Annotated in this window: 18 protein-coding genes; 9 read left to right on the plus strand and 9 right to left on the minus strand. The window is 64.4% G+C overall.

All coding sequences use genetic code 11. The annotated features are described in order from the left end of the window. Positions 1–302 precede the first annotated feature (302 nt). The 3 genes from M653_RS0128855 to msrA all read left to right on the plus strand — a co-directional run bounded on the left by M653_RS0128855 (position 303) and on the right by msrA (position 2,404). Positions 303–1,007, plus strand: coding sequence for a DUF1223 domain-containing protein (locus M653_RS0128855; RefSeq protein WP_027146432.1), 705 nt, complete (start codon positions 303–305; stop codon positions 1,005–1,007). 128 nt (positions 1,008–1,135) lie between these two features. After that, a complete protein-coding gene (locus M653_RS0128860; protein WP_027146433.1) occupies positions 1,136–1,432 on the plus strand; it encodes a hypothetical protein in 297 nt (98 codons plus the stop codon). Between the two features lie 246 nt (positions 1,433–1,678). Beyond that, positions 1,679–2,404, plus strand: a complete 726-nt coding sequence (msrA, locus tag M653_RS0128865) for a peptide-methionine (S)-S-oxide reductase MsrA (protein ID WP_027146434.1) — start codon at positions 1,679–1,681, stop codon at positions 2,402–2,404. 235 nt (positions 2,405–2,639) lie between these two features. On the opposite strand, the gene M653_RS0128870 is transcribed toward msrA, so the two are convergent. Next, on the minus strand, positions 2,640–3,644 hold the full coding sequence (locus M653_RS0128870) for a cytochrome d ubiquinol oxidase subunit II (protein ID WP_027146435.1): 1,005 nt from the start codon (positions 3,642–3,644) through the stop codon (positions 2,640–2,642). Between the two features lie 4 nt (positions 3,645–3,648). Next, positions 3,649–5,010 carry a cytochrome ubiquinol oxidase subunit I gene (locus M653_RS0128875; protein WP_027146436.1) on the minus strand — a complete coding sequence of 454 codons (1,362 nt, stop codon included), beginning with the start codon at positions 5,008–5,010 and terminating at the stop codon, positions 3,649–3,651. A gap of 323 nt (positions 5,011–5,333) precedes the next feature. On the opposite strand from M653_RS0128875, the gene M653_RS0128880 reads away from it, so the two are divergent. Continuing rightward, positions 5,334–6,260 carry an ABC transporter ATP-binding protein gene (locus M653_RS0128880; RefSeq protein ID WP_027146437.1) on the plus strand — a complete coding sequence of 309 codons (927 nt, stop codon included), beginning with the start codon at positions 5,334–5,336 and terminating at the stop codon, positions 6,258–6,260. A gap of 14 nt (positions 6,261–6,274) precedes the next feature. Next, positions 6,275–7,036: an ABC transporter permease gene (locus tag M653_RS0128885; RefSeq protein WP_027146438.1), complete on the plus strand. Its 762-nt coding sequence runs from the start codon at positions 6,275–6,277 to the stop codon at positions 7,034–7,036. A gap of 54 nt (positions 7,037–7,090) precedes the next feature. Here the strand turns inward: M653_RS0128885 and M653_RS0128890 are convergent, their stop codons facing one another. Then, the gene (locus M653_RS0128890) at positions 7,091–8,128 is read right to left on the minus strand and encodes a phosphatidylglycerol lysyltransferase domain-containing protein (protein ID WP_027146439.1); all 1,038 of its coding nucleotides are present in this window, start codon (positions 8,126–8,128) and stop codon (positions 7,091–7,093) included. A 439-nt stretch (positions 8,129–8,567) separates the two neighbouring features. On the opposite strand from M653_RS0128890, the gene M653_RS0128895 reads away from it, so the two are divergent. Next, positions 8,568–9,752 carry an NAD(P)/FAD-dependent oxidoreductase gene (locus tag M653_RS0128895; protein WP_027146440.1) on the plus strand — a complete coding sequence of 395 codons (1,185 nt, stop codon included), beginning with the start codon at positions 8,568–8,570 and terminating at the stop codon, positions 9,750–9,752. Here the strand turns inward: M653_RS0128895 and M653_RS0128900 are convergent. Further along, positions 9,744–9,968: a hypothetical protein gene (locus M653_RS0128900; RefSeq protein WP_027146441.1), complete on the minus strand. Its 225-nt coding sequence runs from the start codon at positions 9,966–9,968 to the stop codon at positions 9,744–9,746. The genes M653_RS0128895 and M653_RS0128900 overlap by 9 nt on opposite strands. A 134-nt stretch (positions 9,969–10,102) precedes the next feature. Next, positions 10,103–12,106 (minus strand): PhoX family phosphatase, encoded by a 2,004-nt coding sequence (locus M653_RS0128905; RefSeq protein ID WP_027146442.1) that lies wholly within the window; start codon positions 12,104–12,106, stop codon positions 10,103–10,105. A 277-nt stretch (positions 12,107–12,383) separates the two neighbouring features. Here M653_RS0128905 and M653_RS0128910 point away from each other — a divergent pair, with 277 nt between their 5' ends. Next, positions 12,384–12,863 carry a hypothetical protein gene (locus tag M653_RS0128910; protein ID WP_027146443.1) on the plus strand — a complete coding sequence of 160 codons (480 nt, stop codon included), beginning with the start codon at positions 12,384–12,386 and terminating at the stop codon, positions 12,861–12,863. Between the two features lie 191 nt (positions 12,864–13,054). Here the strand turns inward: M653_RS0128910 and M653_RS0128915 are convergent, their stop codons facing one another. Both M653_RS0128915 and M653_RS0128920 read right to left on the minus strand, forming a co-directional pair. Then, a complete protein-coding gene (locus M653_RS0128915; protein WP_027146444.1) occupies positions 13,055–13,717 on the minus strand; it encodes a response regulator transcription factor in 663 nt (220 codons plus the stop codon). Next, on the minus strand, positions 13,714–15,105 hold the full coding sequence (locus tag M653_RS0128920; RefSeq protein WP_027146445.1) for a sensor histidine kinase: 1,392 nt from the start codon (positions 15,103–15,105) through the stop codon (positions 13,714–13,716). The genes M653_RS0128915 and M653_RS0128920 overlap by 4 nt, the downstream gene beginning before the upstream one ends. A 168-nt stretch (positions 15,106–15,273) precedes the next feature. Here M653_RS0128920 and M653_RS0128925 point away from each other — a divergent pair, with 168 nt between their 5' ends. Further along, positions 15,274–15,615 carry a hypothetical protein gene (locus M653_RS0128925; RefSeq protein WP_027146446.1) on the plus strand — a complete coding sequence of 114 codons (342 nt, stop codon included), beginning with the start codon at positions 15,274–15,276 and terminating at the stop codon, positions 15,613–15,615. Positions 15,616–15,623: 8 nt separating this feature from the next. Continuing rightward, complete coding sequence (locus M653_RS0128930) at positions 15,624–16,325, plus strand: phosphatase PAP2 family protein (RefSeq protein WP_027146447.1); 702 nt, start codon at positions 15,624–15,626, stop codon at positions 16,323–16,325. A gap of 227 nt (positions 16,326–16,552) precedes the next feature. Here the strand turns inward: M653_RS0128930 and M653_RS0128935 are convergent, their stop codons facing one another. Next, positions 16,553–17,155: a DNA-3-methyladenine glycosylase gene (locus M653_RS0128935; RefSeq protein WP_084637002.1), complete on the minus strand. Its 603-nt coding sequence runs from the start codon at positions 17,153–17,155 to the stop codon at positions 16,553–16,555. Beyond that, positions 17,152–17,346 carry a hypothetical protein gene (locus tag M653_RS1000000136295; RefSeq protein WP_348626259.1) on the minus strand — a complete coding sequence of 65 codons (195 nt, stop codon included), beginning with the start codon at positions 17,344–17,346 and terminating at the stop codon, positions 17,152–17,154. Before M653_RS1000000136295 ends, M653_RS0128935 begins: the two co-directional genes overlap by 4 nt. Positions 17,347–17,365 lie beyond the last annotated feature (19 nt).

Genomic DNA, 17,365 nt, shown 5'->3' on the forward strand with positions numbered 1-17,365 from the left:
ATCAAATCGCCAAGCCGGTGCGTGGCGTTGGCCGCGCGCGGGTCAGGCACCGCGCCGAAATAGCTCTCAAGGCAGGACATGGCAGTCGATCCTTCGTTGGACTGCCTTCCCAAAGAATCTCTTCTCAGACCAATTTCAACTCCCAAAACGTCATATGCGATTCCCCTGCCCTGTAGGGGGAGAAGGAAAAAAGCGCTGGCGTTCTTCAATCACAAAGCGGTGAGCGCTGTAACGAAGCTCGTGGTGGCGGCGAAGTGGGGACATGGCGAGCGCATCGTGGCGCCGTCCCACGGAGCACGCCGATGTCGCCAGTCCTATCCAGCAGGTTTCTCGCACTGTCCGGCCTCGCCGCGCTGGCGCTCGCCGCCTCGTTCGGCGCGGCAGCCGCCCAGCCGCTCACCGTGGTCGAGCTGTTCACCAGCCAGGGCTGCTCGTCCTGCCCGCCGGCCAATGCCAACCTCATCAAGGTCAAGGACCGGCCCGGCGTGCTGGCGCTGTCCTTCAACGTCACCTACTGGGACTATCTCGGCTGGAAGGACACGTTCGGAAAGCAGGAATTCACCCAGCGCCAGGTTTCCTACGAGCGCCCGCTCGGCCATGACGGACCGTTCACGCCGCAGGTGGTGGTCAACGGCCATGCCGACGTCGTCGGCGCCGCGCCCGGCCAGATCGAACATCTGATCGCCGCCACCGGCGAAACCGGCGGTCCGTCGCTGTCGCTCGAGGGCGGCAAGGTCGCGATCGGCGCCGGCTCGGCACCGGGCGGCAAGGCCGATGTCTGGCTGGTGCGCTACACCAAGGGTGTCGTCGAGGTGCCGGTGGCGCGCGGCGAAAACACCGGCCGCACCTTGCCGCACGCCAATGTCGTGCACGCGCTGACAAAACTCGGCAGCTGGACCGGCGAGGCCAAGACGCTCGATGTGCCGGCAGCCTCGGGCGGCCTCAGCACCGCCGTGCTGGTGCAGTCGCCCGGCGGCGGGCCGATCCTGGCCGCCGCCGCCAACTAGATCGCGTCCAAGTAGAGATTTGCCGAGCAGAGATTTGCCAGCAGAAATTTGCGTCGCCGCACGGGCGGCGGCGCAAGAGCCCGGCCGCCCAGAAAGGGCGTGCCATCAACCCCGCAAGGAAGCCTATAATGACCAATTTCTCCCGCCTGACGCTGCCGGCGCTCGCGCTCGCTCTCTGCTCGACGGCGCTGTTTGCCGGCGGCATCGCGCGCGCCGATGACGCCACCAACGCGATGAAGCCCGCCGCCAACGCCATGGCGCCTGCCGCGGACGCCATGAAACCGGCAACCGATGCGATGAAGCCGGCCGACCCGATGGCCACCAACTCCATGAAGCCCGCCGCCGATGCCATGAAGCCTGCGACGGACGCGATGAAACCGGCGACCGATGCCATGAAGCCGGCAACGGATGCCACGGCCAATTGATAGCCAATTGAGATTGGTGCGTGGCCTTCTGTCCCTGGCGGGCTCCCTGTCCAGCCGGGGACAGTTGCCGGAGCAATCCCGGAAAGCTTGAAGCGGTTATGCGTCGGGAATGACGTCGAAGCAAAAAGTCCGGGCCGCACGCGAATGTGAGCCTCCGCCGCAACTCGCGCATCGCGCCACGGTAGCCGATCCAGTAGACTGATCCCCAATGGACCGATCCCAGGGGAAGCCATGAGGAGTGCAACCATGACCAATATCAACAATCGTTCGACCGGCTTTGTCCGGGGCGGGCTCGCCGCACTCGCCCTTGCCGTCGCGGGCGCCGCCTTCTGGCTGACGCCGGCCATCTCCGCCGACGATGCGGTGAAAATCCCGCCGCCGGCAATCGACGAAAAGGCGGCTCCAGGCAGCGAAAAGGCCATCTTCGCCGGCGGCTGCTTCTGGGGCGTGCAGGGCGTGTTCCAGCACGTCAAGGGCGTCAGCAAGGCGGTCTCGGGCTACACCGGCGGCGCCAAGGACGACGCCGTCTACGAGACGGTCGGCACCGGCCGCACCGGCCACGCCGAATCCGTCGAGATCACCTATGATCCGTCCAAGGTGACCTATGGCCAGCTGCTGCAGGTCTATTTCTCGGTCGCCCACAATCCGACCCAGCTCAACTACCAGGGTCCGGACTCGGGCACGCAGTACCGCTCGACGATCTTTGCCGAAAACGACGCCCAGAAGAAGATCGCGCAGAGCTATATCGCCCAGCTCGACAAGGCCAAGGTGTTTCCCGAACCCATCGTCACCACGCTGGAGACCGGCAAGACCTTCTACCCGGCCGAAAACTACCACCAGGATTTCCTGACGCTGAACCCGACCTACCCCTACATCGTCTACAACGACCTGCCCAAGGTGGCGAATTTGAAGACGCTGTTCCCGTCGCTCTACAGCGAAAAGCCGGTGCTGGTGCTGTCGGCGAGCAATTGAGGTTCTCGGCGGGGCGCGAGAGTGCGATAGGCCGGCGGGGCAGCGCCCCCCTCTGTCCTGCCGGACATCTCCCCCTCAAGGGGGGAGATTGGCAGCGTCGGCCCCGCGCCTTTGCGACGTCGGAAATTGGCGAAAGCAATCATGACATCCGATCTCCCCCCTTGAGGGGGAGATGGCCGGCAGGCCAGAGGGGGGCGCCTCGCCGTGACCTCGAAATCAACCGCTCTATCCACCCTCAATCATACGTCAAATCCGTCGCCTTGCCGCCGAACACGCGGTAGGCGTAGAACGAATAGAAGATGATCACTGGCAGCACCACCACGGTGCCGGCCAGGATGATGGCCAGGCTTTCGGTCGCCGACGCCGCCTGCCAGATGGTCAGGCGATCGGGCACCACATAGGGATAGAACGACCAGGCAAGGCCGGTAAAGCCGAGCGCGAAGATGGCGGCCAGCATCAGGAACGGCGTCAGCGCATGGCGGTCGCCGGGCCGGGGCAGGTGGAAGGTCTGCCGCCACAGCCAGAGGAACAGCAGCGCCGACAGGATCGGCAGCGGCGACAGATAGAGCATCCTCGGCCAGTCGAACCATTTGGCGAAGATGCGCGGGCTGGCGAAGGGTGTCGCCAGCGACACGGCGGCCATGCCGAGCGCGGTCAGCACCAGCGCCGTGCGCAGCCAGAGCACCGCCTTCTTCTGCAACTCGCCCTCGGTCTTGTAGATTACCCAGGCAGCGCCCATCGCGGCATAAGCTGCAGCAAGACAGAACGCCACCAGCACGCCGAACGCCATGCCGCCCGGCCCGACATCGAGGCCGAGCACATAGACGCCCAGCATGTAGCCCTGCGCCAGCGAGGCGGTGAGCGAGCCCAGGAAGAAGATACGGTTCCAGCGGTGCTTGCGGCCGGCCGGCACCTTGGCGCGGAAATCGAAGGCGACGCCGCGCAGGATCAGTCCGACCAGCAGCACGAAGACCGGAATGTAGAGCGCGGTGAGGATGACGCCATGCGCCAGCGGAAAGGCGACCAGCAGCAGGCCGACGGCCAGCACCAGCCAGGTCTCGTTGGCGTCCCAGAACGGGCCGATCGCGGCGATCATCGTGTCCTGCTCGGTGTCCTCGGCGGCGGCGAACAGCATGCCGATGCCGAGGTCGAAGCCGTCGAGAATGACGTAGATCAGAATGGCGAGGCCCATCAGGCCGGCGAAGATGAGGGGGAGCAGGATTGGCCAGTCGTAGGTCATCTTTTCACTCCCCCGCCGCCGGTTGCGACATGGCGGTCTTCATCACGCCCGGCAGCGGTGAGGTGTCGCCATCCTTGGCCGCCTTCAGCGCCAGGTGCACCAGCACGCCGAGATAGGCGATCAGCAAAAGCAAGTAGAGGAGAAGGTAGACGGCGAGCGTCAGCGCGACATGGCTGCCGGCCACCGGACCGACGGCGTCGGCGGTCTTCAGCACGCCGGTCACCAGCCAGGGCTGGCGGCCGATCTCGGTCGTGTACCAGCCGGCCAGTGTCGCCAGCCAGCCCGACAGCGCCATCGGCACCATCAGCAGCGCGAGCGGCTTGGGCAGCGAATGCCGGCGCTTGAGGAAGAAGGCGGCCGACCACGAGACGGCGAGCATCAAGAGCCCGGTGCCGACCATGATGCGGAAACTCCAGAAGAGCGGAAAGACCGGCGGGTGGTTGCCCGGAAAATCGTTCAGCCCCGGCACGACACCGTCGATGCTGTGCCGCAGGATAAGGCTGGCGCCATCGGGAATCGCGACCTCGAACTTGTTTTCCCTGGCCGCCTCGTCGGGCAGCGCGAACAGCACCAGCGGCACGTTGGGGCCGGTGTTCCAGTTGGCCTCCATGGCGGCGATCTTCTGCGGCTGGTGCTCCAGCGTGTTCAGCCCATGCTGGTCGCCGGCCAGGATCTGGATCGGGATCAGGATCGCGGCGGTGAAGACGCCGGTGCGCAGCGCCTTCCACATCGATTCCGAACGGTCGCCCTTGAGGTAACGCAGCGCCGACAGGCCAGCGATCAGGAACGACACCGTCAGCCCCGAGGCGAGCAGCATGTGCACCAGCCGGTAGGGCATGGACGGGTTGAAGACGATGGCCCACCAATCGACGGCGTGCGCGACGCCGTCGCGCATTTCGAAACCCGCCGGGGTCTGCATCCAGGAATTGAGCGCGATGATCCAGAAGGCCGATAGGGTGGTGCCGCCGGCGACCAGCACCGTGGCCAGCGTGTGGACGCGGTTGGAAACGCGGCGGAAGCCGAACAGCATGATGCCGAGGAAGGCCGCTTCAAGGAAGAAGGCGGTGAGTATCTCGTAGGCGAGCAGCGGTCCCGCGATGTTGCCGACATGCTGCATGTAGCCCGGCCAGTTGGTGCCGAACTGGAAGCTCATGGTGACGCCCGAAACCACGCCCATGGCAAAGGACAGCGCGAACACCTTCACCCAGGTGAAATAGGCGCGCATCCAGGCGGAATCATTGGTCGCGTTGTAGCGCAGCTTGAAGAACAGCAGCACCCAGCCAAGGGCAATGGTGATCGTCGGAAACAGGATATGGAATGAGATATTCGCGCCGAACTGCATGCGCGAGAGAATAAGCGGGTCCATGGCGGGCTCCGGCTGCTTATTATTTATTTCGACGCCATTCCCTAGGGAAAGCGTTATGCGCTTTTCCCGGGAAAAGCGCTTCACACTTTTCCTGGAATTGCTCCAATACTGGCGAAGGATAGGCCCGAAGCCGGGTCAGGTCAAAGCGGCGTCCCGCCGCGAGGCTGAACGCCACAGGACAATTTTACCGAATAGAAGCCACCCATTTCCAACCGGCCCCCGGCTTCAATGTCGAGAACTGGCAGCAGGGCATTGACTTGCAGTTGCACTGGGCGACAACAGGCCTATATCAAGACACCTCTTTCAAGCAGCCGTTTTCAGCCATGCCCTCCATTCTTTCCATTTCCGGGGTCTCCAAGACCTACGCCACCGGCTTCACCGCGCTCAAGGAAGTCAGCCTCGACATAGAGCGCGGCGAGATTTTCGCGCTGCTCGGTCCCAACGGCGCCGGCAAGACGACGCTGATCTCGATCGTCTGCGGCATCGTCAACCGCTCGTCCGGCACCGTCACCGTCGACGGCCACGACATCAACAAGGACTACCGCGCCGCGCGCAGCCTGATCGGGCTGGTGCCGCAGGAACTCACCATCGACGCCTTCGAGAGCGTCTGGGCAACCGTCAATTACAGCCGCGGCCTGTTCGGCAGGCCGGCCAATCCGGCCTTTGTCGAGAAGGTGCTGCGCGATCTGTCGCTGTGGGACAAGAAGGACGCCAAGGCGATTACGCTCTCGGGGGGCATGAAGCGGCGGCTGATGATCGCCAAGGCGCTGTCGCACGAGCCGCGCGTCCTGTTCCTCGACGAGCCGACCGCCGGCGTCGACGTCGAACTGCGCCAGGACATGTGGGCGATGGTGCGCCGGCTGCGCGAGGATGGCGTCACCATCATCCTCACCACGCATTATATCGAGGAAGCCGAGGCCATGGCCGACCGCGTCGGCGTCATCAACCGCGGCGAGATCATCCTGGTCGAGGACAAGGCCGAACTGATGCTCAAGCTCGGCCGCAAGGAGATGAGGCTGGAGCTGCGCGCGCCACTCGGCAGCGTGCCCGAGGGCCTCTCGAACTACGCGCTCGAACTGTCGCCGGACGGCAACCAGCTCACCTATACCTATGATAACCAGAGCGACCGGCCGGGCGTCGCCTCGCTGATCCGCGATCTGGAGGCGGCCGGCGTCCAGTTCCGCGATCTCGACACCAAGAACAGCTCGCTCGAAGAGATCTTCGTCAATCTCCTGAGGCAAGAGCCATGAACCCGCGTGCGGCCATGAATCTACGTGCGGTATGGGCGATCTATCGGGTTGAGATGGCGCGTGCGTTCCGCACCGTGCTGCAGAGCATCATCTCGCCGGTCATCTCGACATCGCTCTATTTCGTCGTCTTCGGCTCGGCCATCGGCTCGCGCATCACCGAGATCGACGGCATCAGCTATGGCGCCTTCATCGTGCCGGGGCTGATCATGCTGTCGCTCTTGACGCAGTCGATATCCAACGCCTCCTTCGCCATCTATTTCCCGAAATTCGTCGGCTCGATCTACGAGCTTCTATCGGCGCCGGTCTCCTATCTGGAGATCGTCATCGCCTATGTCGGCGGCGCGGCCACCAAGTCCATCATCCTCGGCCTGATCATCCTGGCCACGGCCTCGCTGTTCGTGCCGCTGCACATCGAACATCCGTTCTGGATGCTCGCCTTCCTGATCCTGACGGCGGTGACCTTCAGCCTCTTCGGCTTCATCATCGGCATCTGGGCGAAAAGCTTCGAGCAGCTGCAGCTGGTGCCGCTGCTGATCGTCACCCCGCTGACCTTCCTCGGCGGCAGCTTCTATTCGATCCACATGCTGCCCGGCATCTGGAAGACGATCACGCTGTTCAACCCGGTGGTCTACCTGATCAGCGGTTTCCGCTGGAGTTTCTACGGCAAGGCCGACGTCTCGGTCGGCATCAGCCTCGGCATGACGCTGGTGTTCCTGGCCGTCTGCATCGCGATCGTCGCCTGGATCTTCCGGACCGGCTACCGGCTGCGGAACTGATCGGCTGGGACTTGGTTCCTCTCCCCGCTCCGCGGGGCGAGGAAAGGGCAGATCTCAAATCGCCTTGACCAGCCGCAGCAACCCCAGCATCTCGATGTAGGTCCCCTCGCGAAAGGCGATGTAGACCGGCTCCTCGACGCCGTGGAAGCGGCGCTTGAATGCCGCCTGGCCCTGCAGGTTGAACCTGCGGCGGTTGACCCAAGGCGAATCGTAGGCGCGCTGGAAGGTGTTGCGCCAGAAGTCGCTTTCGGCAAATCCGCTGGGACCCACATCGACGAGCGGCGACAGGCCGAGCGTCACCACCGAGATACCCTCCTCGCGAAACCGGTCGACGGCGAATTTGGTCAGGCCGATCTCGGCATGCGGCGAGGCATCGATATGCTTGCGCTTGAAGGCGGTGGTGTAGCCGACCACCTTGCCGCCGGCGAACATCGGATCGAAGTCGAGCAGGGCGACCAGGTCGCCGTCGGGACCGTGCAGCACGAAACGGCGCATGTCGCTGCCGAGCTGATCGTAAAATGGACGGTTGAGGAAACCCATCTCCCAGCGCTTGACGATGCGGTCGCCGCGCCAATTTTGCGAGAGCCGGGAGATCTCGTCGAGGTGGATCGTGCGTTTGTCCTCCTCGAACGAAAAGCCTTTCTTCAGCAGCCAGCGCTCGGAATAGCGCACCGTCTCGTTTCGCTTGCCGGAAAAATCATGGTCGGGCAGCGGCAGGCGGGTGTCGATGCCCAGCCGGTTGATCTTGTAGCCGAGGCCGGCAAGGACCTGGGCGGTCTGTTCGCCGATCTGCACGAACCATGGGCCGCCGGCACTCTCGACGAAGCGTCTGATATAATCGGGCCGCTGCGCCGGCGCCGCCACCGGATCGCCGAGCGCGAAATGATGCTTCATCTTGGTGCCGAAGGCGATGTAGCCGTCGGCGTCGCCAAAATAGGAAAGCTTGTGCTGCACGGCGGTGGAATAGGCGAGCGAAAAGTCGCCATGGCGGCGCACCAGCGCCAGCCGCTCGACATGTGTCAGCGCTCGGCGTTCGACCTTGGGCGAGGCCCCCTCGAGGATGTTGTCGAAATAAATCCGCAAGGAGGGCATGGTCGAGATTCCGCGTGCCGTTTGTGGCGCGACGTGCCGGTCGACACGCAAGACGCGCCACGGCGTCTTGATTTCTCGCGGGTAGCCGAAATCGGTTGCCGGTTTCGAATGCCCACGTCTGTGACGAGATCCCCAGCCCCCGGGACCTCGAATCAATCACTTTGCCGCGACCTGATTATCGCTGATGCCGCCGATATGCCATATAGGGCTGGATGTATTCGGACAGAAGCGGGTAATCCGCTCCATGTCGTTGTTTTGGCTGCGGTGCCGCGACCGGCAGTTTCCACCGGGCGGTGGAATGCTCCGGAGCGAGATCGTGCCTCGGCGCGGGGCCTTCGAAGATCGGCATCGCCGTTCGGGTCCTGCACGCGATCAAACTGTTACAACGGCCTGCGAGCCTTCCGGGGTTGCCGCAAGGGCGAATGGGATTCGAGAGTGAATGGCTGATACGACATCCGGGACGATGATGGAGCAGATGGTGGCGGTCGAGCCGGCGATCGTCATTGGCGCCGGCGTCGCCGGGCTGGCTGTCGCGCGGGCTTTGATGAAGGCCGGCGTGGCGACGGCGGTCCTCGAGAAGGAAAGCCGGCTCGCCGAGCCCTGGCGCCGGCGCCACGAGCAGCTGCACCTCAACACCCACCGCGATCTCTCGGCGCTGCCCGGCCTTGCCTACCCCAAGGGGACCCCCGCCTTTCCGCACCGGGATGTCGTCATCCGCCATATGAACGATTTCCATGAGGCGAACCGTTTGCCGGTGGAGTTTGGCGTTTCCGCCGAGGCCATCATGTTCGGGGGTGACCACTGGATCGTGCGCACCAGCGCCGGCTCGCGCCTGGCGCGTCACGTCGTTGTCGCCACCGGCCGCGACAGGGAGCCCTACACGCCGCAATGGAAGGGCATGCGGGCGTTCGCCGGCCGGATCATCCATTCGGCGGATTTTGGCGACGCCCGGGCCTATGCAGGCAAGAAGGTCCTGGTTGTCGGCGCCGGCAATTCGGGCTTCGACGCCCTCAATCACCTGGCGGGCGTCGACACCGCCGCTGTCTGGCTGTCGGCTCGCAACGGTCCCGCCCTTTTGCCCAAGCGCGTCGGCAAGATCGCCGTACACCGCCTCTCGCCGCTCATGGCGCGCTTGCCGCTGCGCGTCGCCGATGCGGTTATGGCGGTGACGCAGCGCCTGGTTTTCGGCGATCTCACCAAATTCGGCATGCCGCCGGCACCCGCCGGCGGCGCCAGCCGCCTGACTTCGGACTATACCGCGATCGCCGCGGACGACGGCGCCGTCGATGCCATCAAATCGGGCAGGATCGTGGTCGTGCCGGCGATACGGGAGTTCACCCGCGATGGCGTCATCCTGGCCAATGGCAGCATGGTTGCTCCCGACATCATCATTGCCGCGACGGGCTACCGTACCGGGCTGGAGCACATGGTCGGCGATCTCGGCGTGCTCGACGAGAAGGGCGTTCCGCTCTTCAACGGCGGCCAGGCCGACCCGAAACTACCCGGCCTGTGGTTCACCGGCATGCGGCCGAGCATCCGTGGCTGCTTCGCCAATGCGGCCATATTGGCCAGGGCGATCGCTGGGCGGATCGCCGGTCCCGGTCAGCCGGGCACTTCACGCTGATTTCGGCTCCAGCCGCCGGAAACCGACAGCCTCGGTCAGCATCTCCTCGTCGACCATGCCGGCATTGTAGAGGGCGAGCAAGGTGAGCGCCAATTCACGCGCCTCGGCGGATTCGGGATGCGCTTCGCGTCGGCGGCAGGCCTCATCGAAGACACGTTGCAAGGTGGCCACTTCGTCAGGTTTGAGCAGGCCACGGTCGTAGATCGACTTGGGCATGGCGATGATCTCCTGGTCGCGATCTAGGGCGCCACGTGTAAATTGCCAATCTTTCCCGAGGCTTGAATACAATGCCACACAAAAAGAGGGGCTTCGGATTCCCGGTGCCCCTCTCGTTTGCCTCGCCTGACTGCTCAGACGGCGATCTTGCCGCCGCCCTGTTTGGTGATCGCCACGACTGCCGGCCGCACCGGCATGTCCGGCTTGAAATCGGGCCAGCGGGTCGACGGGTCCTCGTAGTAGGAGGGCCGGCCGAACGCATCCCAGTCCTCGCCGCCGTCACCCGGATGCTGGACGGCGACGAAGGCGGTCTGGTCGTCCGGCGCGAACAGCGGGCCGCACATTTCGGCGCCGATCGGCACCCGGAAGAACAGTTTCGAGGTCGCCCGCGCCGATCCTTCCGTGTCCACCGCCCACAGGCCGTCGGTGCGGCCGGTGGCCTTCGGGCCCTGGCCGTCGGTGGCGACCCACAGCCGCCCGGCCGAATCGATCGCGCAATTGTCGGGCATGCCGAACCAGCCATTGGCCGTCGTCGCGGTGGAGAAGGTGGCGCCGACATCGGCTACCTCGGGGTCGCCGCATTTCAGCAGCACTTCCCATTTGCCCTTCGTGGCGGCGAAATCGCCGCCGTCCTCGACGATCTCGATGATGTGGCCGAAGGCATTCCCGGCGCGCGGGTTGGCGGCATCGACCTGATCGGCCTTGCGCTTGGAATTGTTGGTCAGCATGACATAGACCTTGCCGTTGCCGGCATTGGGCTGGATGTCTTCCGGCCGGTCCATCTTGGTGGCGCCAAGCAGGTCGGCGGCGCGGCGCGTCTCGATCAGCACGTCGGCCTGGCCGGCAAAACCGTTTTCCGCCGTCAGCGGACCCTGCCCGAACACGATCGGCATCCATTCGACCGAGCCGTCCTCGGCGAATTTGGCGACATGCAGCGTACCGTCGTCGAGCAGGTCCTTGTTGGCCGCGCGGTCGCCGGCGTTGAACATGCCCTTGGTGACGAACTTGTAGACGTAGTCGAAGCGCTCGTCGTCGCCGAGATAGAAGACGACGCGGCCGTCCTTGGCGACGATCGATTCGGCGCCCTCATGCTTGAAACGGCCCATGGCAGTACGCTTGCGCGGTACCGAATTCGGGTCGTTGACATCGACCTCGACGATCCAGCCGAAGCGGTTGGGCTCGTTTGGCTCCTTGGCGAGGTTGAAGCGGTCATAATGCGCGCCCCATTCATAGGCGCCTTCCGGTATGCCGAGGCGCTTGTAGTTGGCGGCTTCCTTGTGGCCCTCCGGCAGCTCGCCGGAGAAATAGCCGTGGATGTTCTCCTCGGCCATCACATAGGTGCCCCAGGGCGTGACGCCGCCGGCGCAGTTGTTGATCGTGCCGAAGACTTTCGTTCCGGACGGATCGGCATTGGTCTTGACGCGGTCATGGCCGGCGACCGGGCCGGACAGCGCCATCTCGGTGTTGGAGGTGATGCGGCGGTTGAGCTTGCCGTCACGCACCACCTGCCATTTGCCGCCGTCCTTGCGGATCTCGACGATGGTGCCGCCATGGGCGGCCATCTCGACATCGACCTGCTCCTTCGAGAGCGGCGCCACCTCGGCCGACTTCTTGCCGTCCTTCTCGACGATCTTGACGATGCCCGGGAACATCAGATGCGGGTTGGTGTATTCGTGGTTGACGACCAGCAGGCCGTGTTCCGCCGAGCCGTCGATCGCGATATAGCCGACATAGTCGTTGTTGTAGCCGAACTGCCTGGCCTGGGCTTGCGCCGACTGCCTGGTCGGGTCGAATTCCGGCAAATCGGCAAACAGCGGATCGCCCCAGCGCAACAACACGTCGGCGTCGTAGCCCGGCGCGACATGGTGCTTGTCGTCGATACCGGCCTCCAGCTCGTCGAATGTGAAGGCGGAGCCTTCCGCGGCGCGAGTATCGTCGGCGGCGATCATCGCCAGCGGGCTGACGGTGGCGGCGATCGCCGAGACGGCAAGCGAACCCTTGAGGAAGCCACGGCGCGAGAACCGCGCGGCGATAATCTCGCCCATCGTGCGGTTTTCGCTGGGATTGGTGGCCGGGCCTTCGTTTTCCTCGAGCAGGCTGGTGCGGAATCGGGCATCGGTGGAACGATGTTCGGTCATGGGAGCCTCTGGCTGGATTTGGCTGGATTTTGTTGCCTGTTCGACCGCCTTACAGTCGGCCGATCACATTTTCGTGACATCGTATCCGCGCTGCCGCTCCCTCACGATACCGGATTTCACGCCGGGACCTGGGACTTTAGTCCAATCTTGCGCCTGCAAAGGTCCTGGGGGACAAACGCAACGGTCGGAGGCCGCTTTCGGTCACCATGTCTTTCGGCGATGTTGGTTGCACTGCAACGTTGGGGTGAGCGCGCCGGCTCAATCGACGGAGATCAGTATGCACGGATCGATTACGGCCCGTTGTTGTCGCCTGGCTCTGAGATCGGCGGCGCTTCTGGCGCTGACCGTCGCTCCCTATGGAATTGCCTTGCATGGATTCGTGCCTGGAATCGATGCCGCGACCGCACATGCCGACAGGGGTGGTGGCAATGGTGGCGGTGGCAACGGCGGTAACGGCGGCAATGGCGGCAACGGCGGCGGTAACAGTGGCGGCAGCGGCAATAGCGGGAACAGTAACGGGAATAGCGGCGGCGGGAACAACGGAAATGGCAAGGGCCAGCGCGACAAGAGCAGCCATTTCAACGCCACCACCGGCGACGAGGTCGACGTGGACGGCAACAAGATTACAGTTCAGCACCCCGACGGTATGACGGAAAACATCGAGAACGGCCGTTTCAGGATGAAGGATGCGCTCGGCCGCACCATCATCGACCGCCCGGCCACACCGGCCGATGTCAGCCGTCTCAAGGCGCTGTGAATTTCGGCCCTGTGAATTCGGCCTTGTGAAGCTGGTCAACAGGCAACGACCAGTTTCACGCGTCACCTCCGCCGCCCCCCGGCGGAGGTGACCTCCTTTGCGCGGCATTCCAAACGCCCCGAGGGCTTATTCCAGGAAAAAACGGTTTGCAGCGCTTTCTCCTGGCGGAATTACGCAGACGCTGAACCGCTCTATGAGCGGTCCGTCTCGCGGTCGCGAAACTCGCGCATCATGAGGGCTGCTTCCGTGCGGTTTCGCACGCTGAGTTTCGACAGCACCCCCGTCATGTGGTGCTTCACGGTCTTCTCCTGCAGTTCCAGGCGCAAGGCAACTTCCTTGTTGCTCAGTCCCTCCGCCACCAGCCGCAGGATTTCGGTCTGCCGGCCGGTGAGTTGCCGCAGCCGGTCCGCCGCGCCGTTGGCAGGCTGCAGGGACTGCACATCGGAAAGCAGCCGGGCCGACAACATCGGCGAAAGATAGCTTTCGCCAGCCGCCACGTTGCGCAGGATATCGGCAAGCGAGCGCGACCCGACGCCTTTGAGGACATAGCCGCGCACGCCAGCATTCAGGGCCTTGGTGACATCGCCATTTGCCTCTGAAACGGTCAATAGGACGATCTTCTGGGCGGGATGGTCGGCAAGGATGCTTGCAACCGCGGCCAGGCCGCCGCCCGGCATCGAAATATCGAGCAGCAATATGTCGGGCTGCATGGTCGAGACGATGCGTTCCGCGTCCTGCGCGGTCGCACCTTCTCCGGCCATCTCGAAGCCTCCGATCTCCGACAGGCTGCGGGTCACGCCTTCGCGGAACAGCGGATGGTCGTCGACAATGGCGATGCGAATGGCGTCCATTATGCTTGCTCCTCGACTGAAAGACGGATCACCAGCTTCGTGCCTTTCGGCCCGGTCAGGGTTTCGAACTGTCCGCCGATGCTTTCAACGCGCTCCCTGAGGCCGGCCAGCCCCAACCCCTCGGCCCGCGCCGGATCGAAGCCCGGCCCGCCATCCGACACTTCAACGAAAAGCCTGCCGTTTTTCATTCCTGCATGCACCGCCTGATCCTTGCCCCGCCCGTGGCGGTAGGCATTGTTCAGCCCCTCCTGCACGAAGCGATAGATGCTGATCTTCTCAGAAGCGCCGGGCTCGGGCAAATGTCCGGGCAGGGTGAGCCTCACCGACGTGCCCGTCCGGTGCTCATGTTCCTCGACGGCCAGCCGCAACACGTCCGCGGCCGCCGCCGTTTCTATCTGCGGCAGCACCAGGCCGGTGCAGATGCCGCGTATTTCGCGCATCGCGTCCTCCAGCGTCTTGCGGATCATGGCGACCTCGGTCGAGCGGCCTTCACTGCCATGGCCGTCGCCGGTGAACACCGGACTGTCCATGCGCAGCGCCGCCAGGGCCACGAGCTGGGCCGGGCCGTCATGCAGGTCGGCGCCGATCCGGCGCAGGTATCTTTCGTTGAGTGCGGTGGCGCGGCGGGACGCCCGCTGCACGCGTTGCCGCAAGGCGCTGTTCTGCGTTACCAGGCCTTGCAGCTCCGACACCTGGCGGCGCAGCGCCCCGCGCTGGTCGTCGATGGTGCGGCTGGCGCGCAGGACGATGCCCGACAGAAGCAGGAATGCCATCAAGGTGGTGCCGGCCACCACCAGCCAGCTCGACAGCAGGGCGGAGGCCAGGGTGGCTTTGAAATCGCTGGCGATCTCGTAGAATTCGGTGACGGCGACCACGTCGCCGGACCAGGGTTCGCGCACGGGATTGTAGATCTCGAGCAACGGCACGCCCGCGGCCCGCTCCTTGTCTTCGTTCTCGTCGAACGTATCGAACTGGGCAACGACACTGCCCTGGAAGGCGGAACGCAGATTTTTGTTCAGGTCGAAGCGGCGGCCGATCAAATCCGCGTCCTTGGCGTAGAGCACCGTGCCGTCGCGGCGCCAGAGCCTGAACGATGCCAGGCGTTTGCCGAGCGCGCCTTGGCCGAGCGTCTCGTCGAGCGCCTGTTTGACGGAATCGCTGAGCTCCTCGCTCTTACGCAGATCGGGCAGCAGCGGCGCAATCACGCTGTCGACATAAAGCGCCGTCGTGGCGGCCGAATTGCGAATGATGCCGTCCCGGATCTGCGTCGTCACCCAGGTCCCTACGACCAGCATGACGACCAGGAGCCCAAAGCCGCCGGCAACGACGAATTGCAGGGCAAGGGAAAGCTCGCTCCAGCGCCGCGCCAAGTTCTGAAGAATACGAATCATGGTCCCCTGACCGCCCTTCTATCGACATGCCGGGCGATTCCAGCACATTGAGCTTCAGTCTCGCCGTTGCCAAGACCTTCGTTGGAAACGACGTCGCTTGACGTCTCGACGCGCTTCGGAAACATGGTCCGCGACATCAGGCGAAAGCCGCTTCGAGGGGGACGAACGTTGAGTTTTTCGGGACTGCTGCAGCTTGGCCTTTCGACGGTGATCTTCCTGCTGGCGGCGACCGCCGCCAAGCAATGGGGCTTGGCGCCGAGCCTGGGCAAGATCCTGCTGACGCTGGCGCTCTATTCGCTGGGCAATCTGATCATGCTGCGGCTGATCCGCGAGTTCGGCATGTCGGTGTCCTTCAGCCTCTCGGCGGTCATCCAGCTGGTCTCGGTCAACGTCGTGGCGCTGGTGTTCTTCGGCGAGCGCGTCAACGCGCTGCAGGCCGCCGGCATCGCGCTGGCGATCGCCGCCGTGGCGCTGATCACGCTTGGACCCTATCTGCAAGGGCGGTTGTAACGGTGCCGATGAAGAACGCTGCGAAAGCTCTGCTCAACCGGGTCGAATTCCCGGTGCTGCTGGCCGGCCTGGTCATCGCCGGTGGGCTGTGGGCGTTCGAGGAATTGATGGAGGTGGCACGGGCCACCACGCCGCACGCCTTCGATACCGAAATCCTGCTTGCCTTCCGCCAGCCCGGCCAGCCCGGCGTTCCCATCGGCCCGCCATGGCTCGAAGGGGCGATGCGCGACGTTACCAGCCTTGGCAGCACCAGCGTGCTTGTGCTGATCACCACGGCGACGATCATCTATCTGCTGTTGATCCGCCGCCCGGCGACGGCGCTTCTCATCTTCGTTGCGGTGGCGGGCGGCCAGCTGCTGTCGAGCTTGCTGAAAGTCGGCGTCGACCGGCCCCGCCCGGAACTGGTTTCGCATCTGGTCAACGAGACCTCGCTTTCCTTCCCGAGCGGCCATGCCATGCTGTCGGCGGTGACCTATCTCACGCTCGGTTCGCTGGCGGCACGCTTCCTGCCGGGCCGCACCACCCAGGTCTACGTGTTGTTCCTGGCGGTGCTGACGGCGGTGCTGGTCGGCGTCAGCCGTGTCTATCTCGGCGTCCACTGGCCGTCGGACGTGCTGGCGGGCTGGTGCGCCGGCTTCGCCTGGGCGATGCTATGCTGGTTGGTGGCGAGGCTTCTGCAACGGCGCCAGGCGGTGAGCGACGACACCTGACCTCGCCGTCAGATCAATCTGTTGATGAGGTGCCCACCACAGCCCGCCAGCGCCAAAACCAGCGACAGCAAACCTGCCGATATCGTCAAAGTCTTGAAAATTCTCAACCGCGTATACCCCTGCCCCGGATGCACGCCACCCTAGCACGAAATCCTCCTGGGAAGTATCAAAGAGAAATGGACAACGCGCGAGCCCAATTGGCCGGAATACAAGAGGCGGAGCATCTCTCAACGGTTGAGCGATGCCGCACCGCTGACGAACGGGCTTCCCACGAGATAAAATCGCAGCAGGCGCTCGGCATCCTTCGAAATGCCGATCCTGATGCTCTGCCCGATCGCGCCGGTTTCAGTGCCATCCCGAGCGAGCCATAGCGGGCCTTCCCCGCAAAGGTCGAGCCCGTCGAGCGAACGATCGATCCGCAATGCCGCGGCCAGCCTTCCCGGCCCGCGCGCCAGGTCGCGCAGGCGCTCGACGCCGCGGTTCAGCCGCATGATCGCGATGCCTTCCAGCGGCTCCAGCGCCCGGATCAGCACGCCGGTCCCGGTGCCTTGCGTCTCGCTCGAAACGTTCAGCATGAACGAGATGCCATAGGCGAGATAGACATAGGCGTGCCCGCGCTCGAGAAACAGCGACCGGTTGCGCGGCGTCATTCCCCGAAAGCCATGCCCTGCGGCATCGCCGACGACATAGGCCTCGGTCTCGACGATGCGGCCGCTGCCTTCAGGCAAGTCGCGCACCACCAGCTTGCCGATGAGATAACGGGCGAGGGCAGCCGTATCGTCGGGCAGTTCTTCTCGCGCGAGCGGAGGATGATCGTCGCTGTGGCTCACGATATCCGCGCGACCCGTTGCACGCGCGAAGGTACGGGTTCGAACGGATCGCCGAAATACTGGGTCTTGTGGGCGACCTTGCCGTCGAGAAACGCCATGATGCTGACGGTGTAGGACGGCTGCCCGTCATCGGTCAGGCGCTTCACCGTGCGCCGCATCACCGGCACCTGTGACGGTCGGAGGCGGCCCAATGGCGATCCAGGGCCGCTC

Origin of the sequence: Mesorhizobium sp. WSM3626 (assembly GCF_000513935.1) — a bacterium.
Taxonomy (GTDB): Bacteria; Pseudomonadota; Alphaproteobacteria; order Rhizobiales; family Rhizobiaceae; genus Mesorhizobium; species Mesorhizobium salmacidum.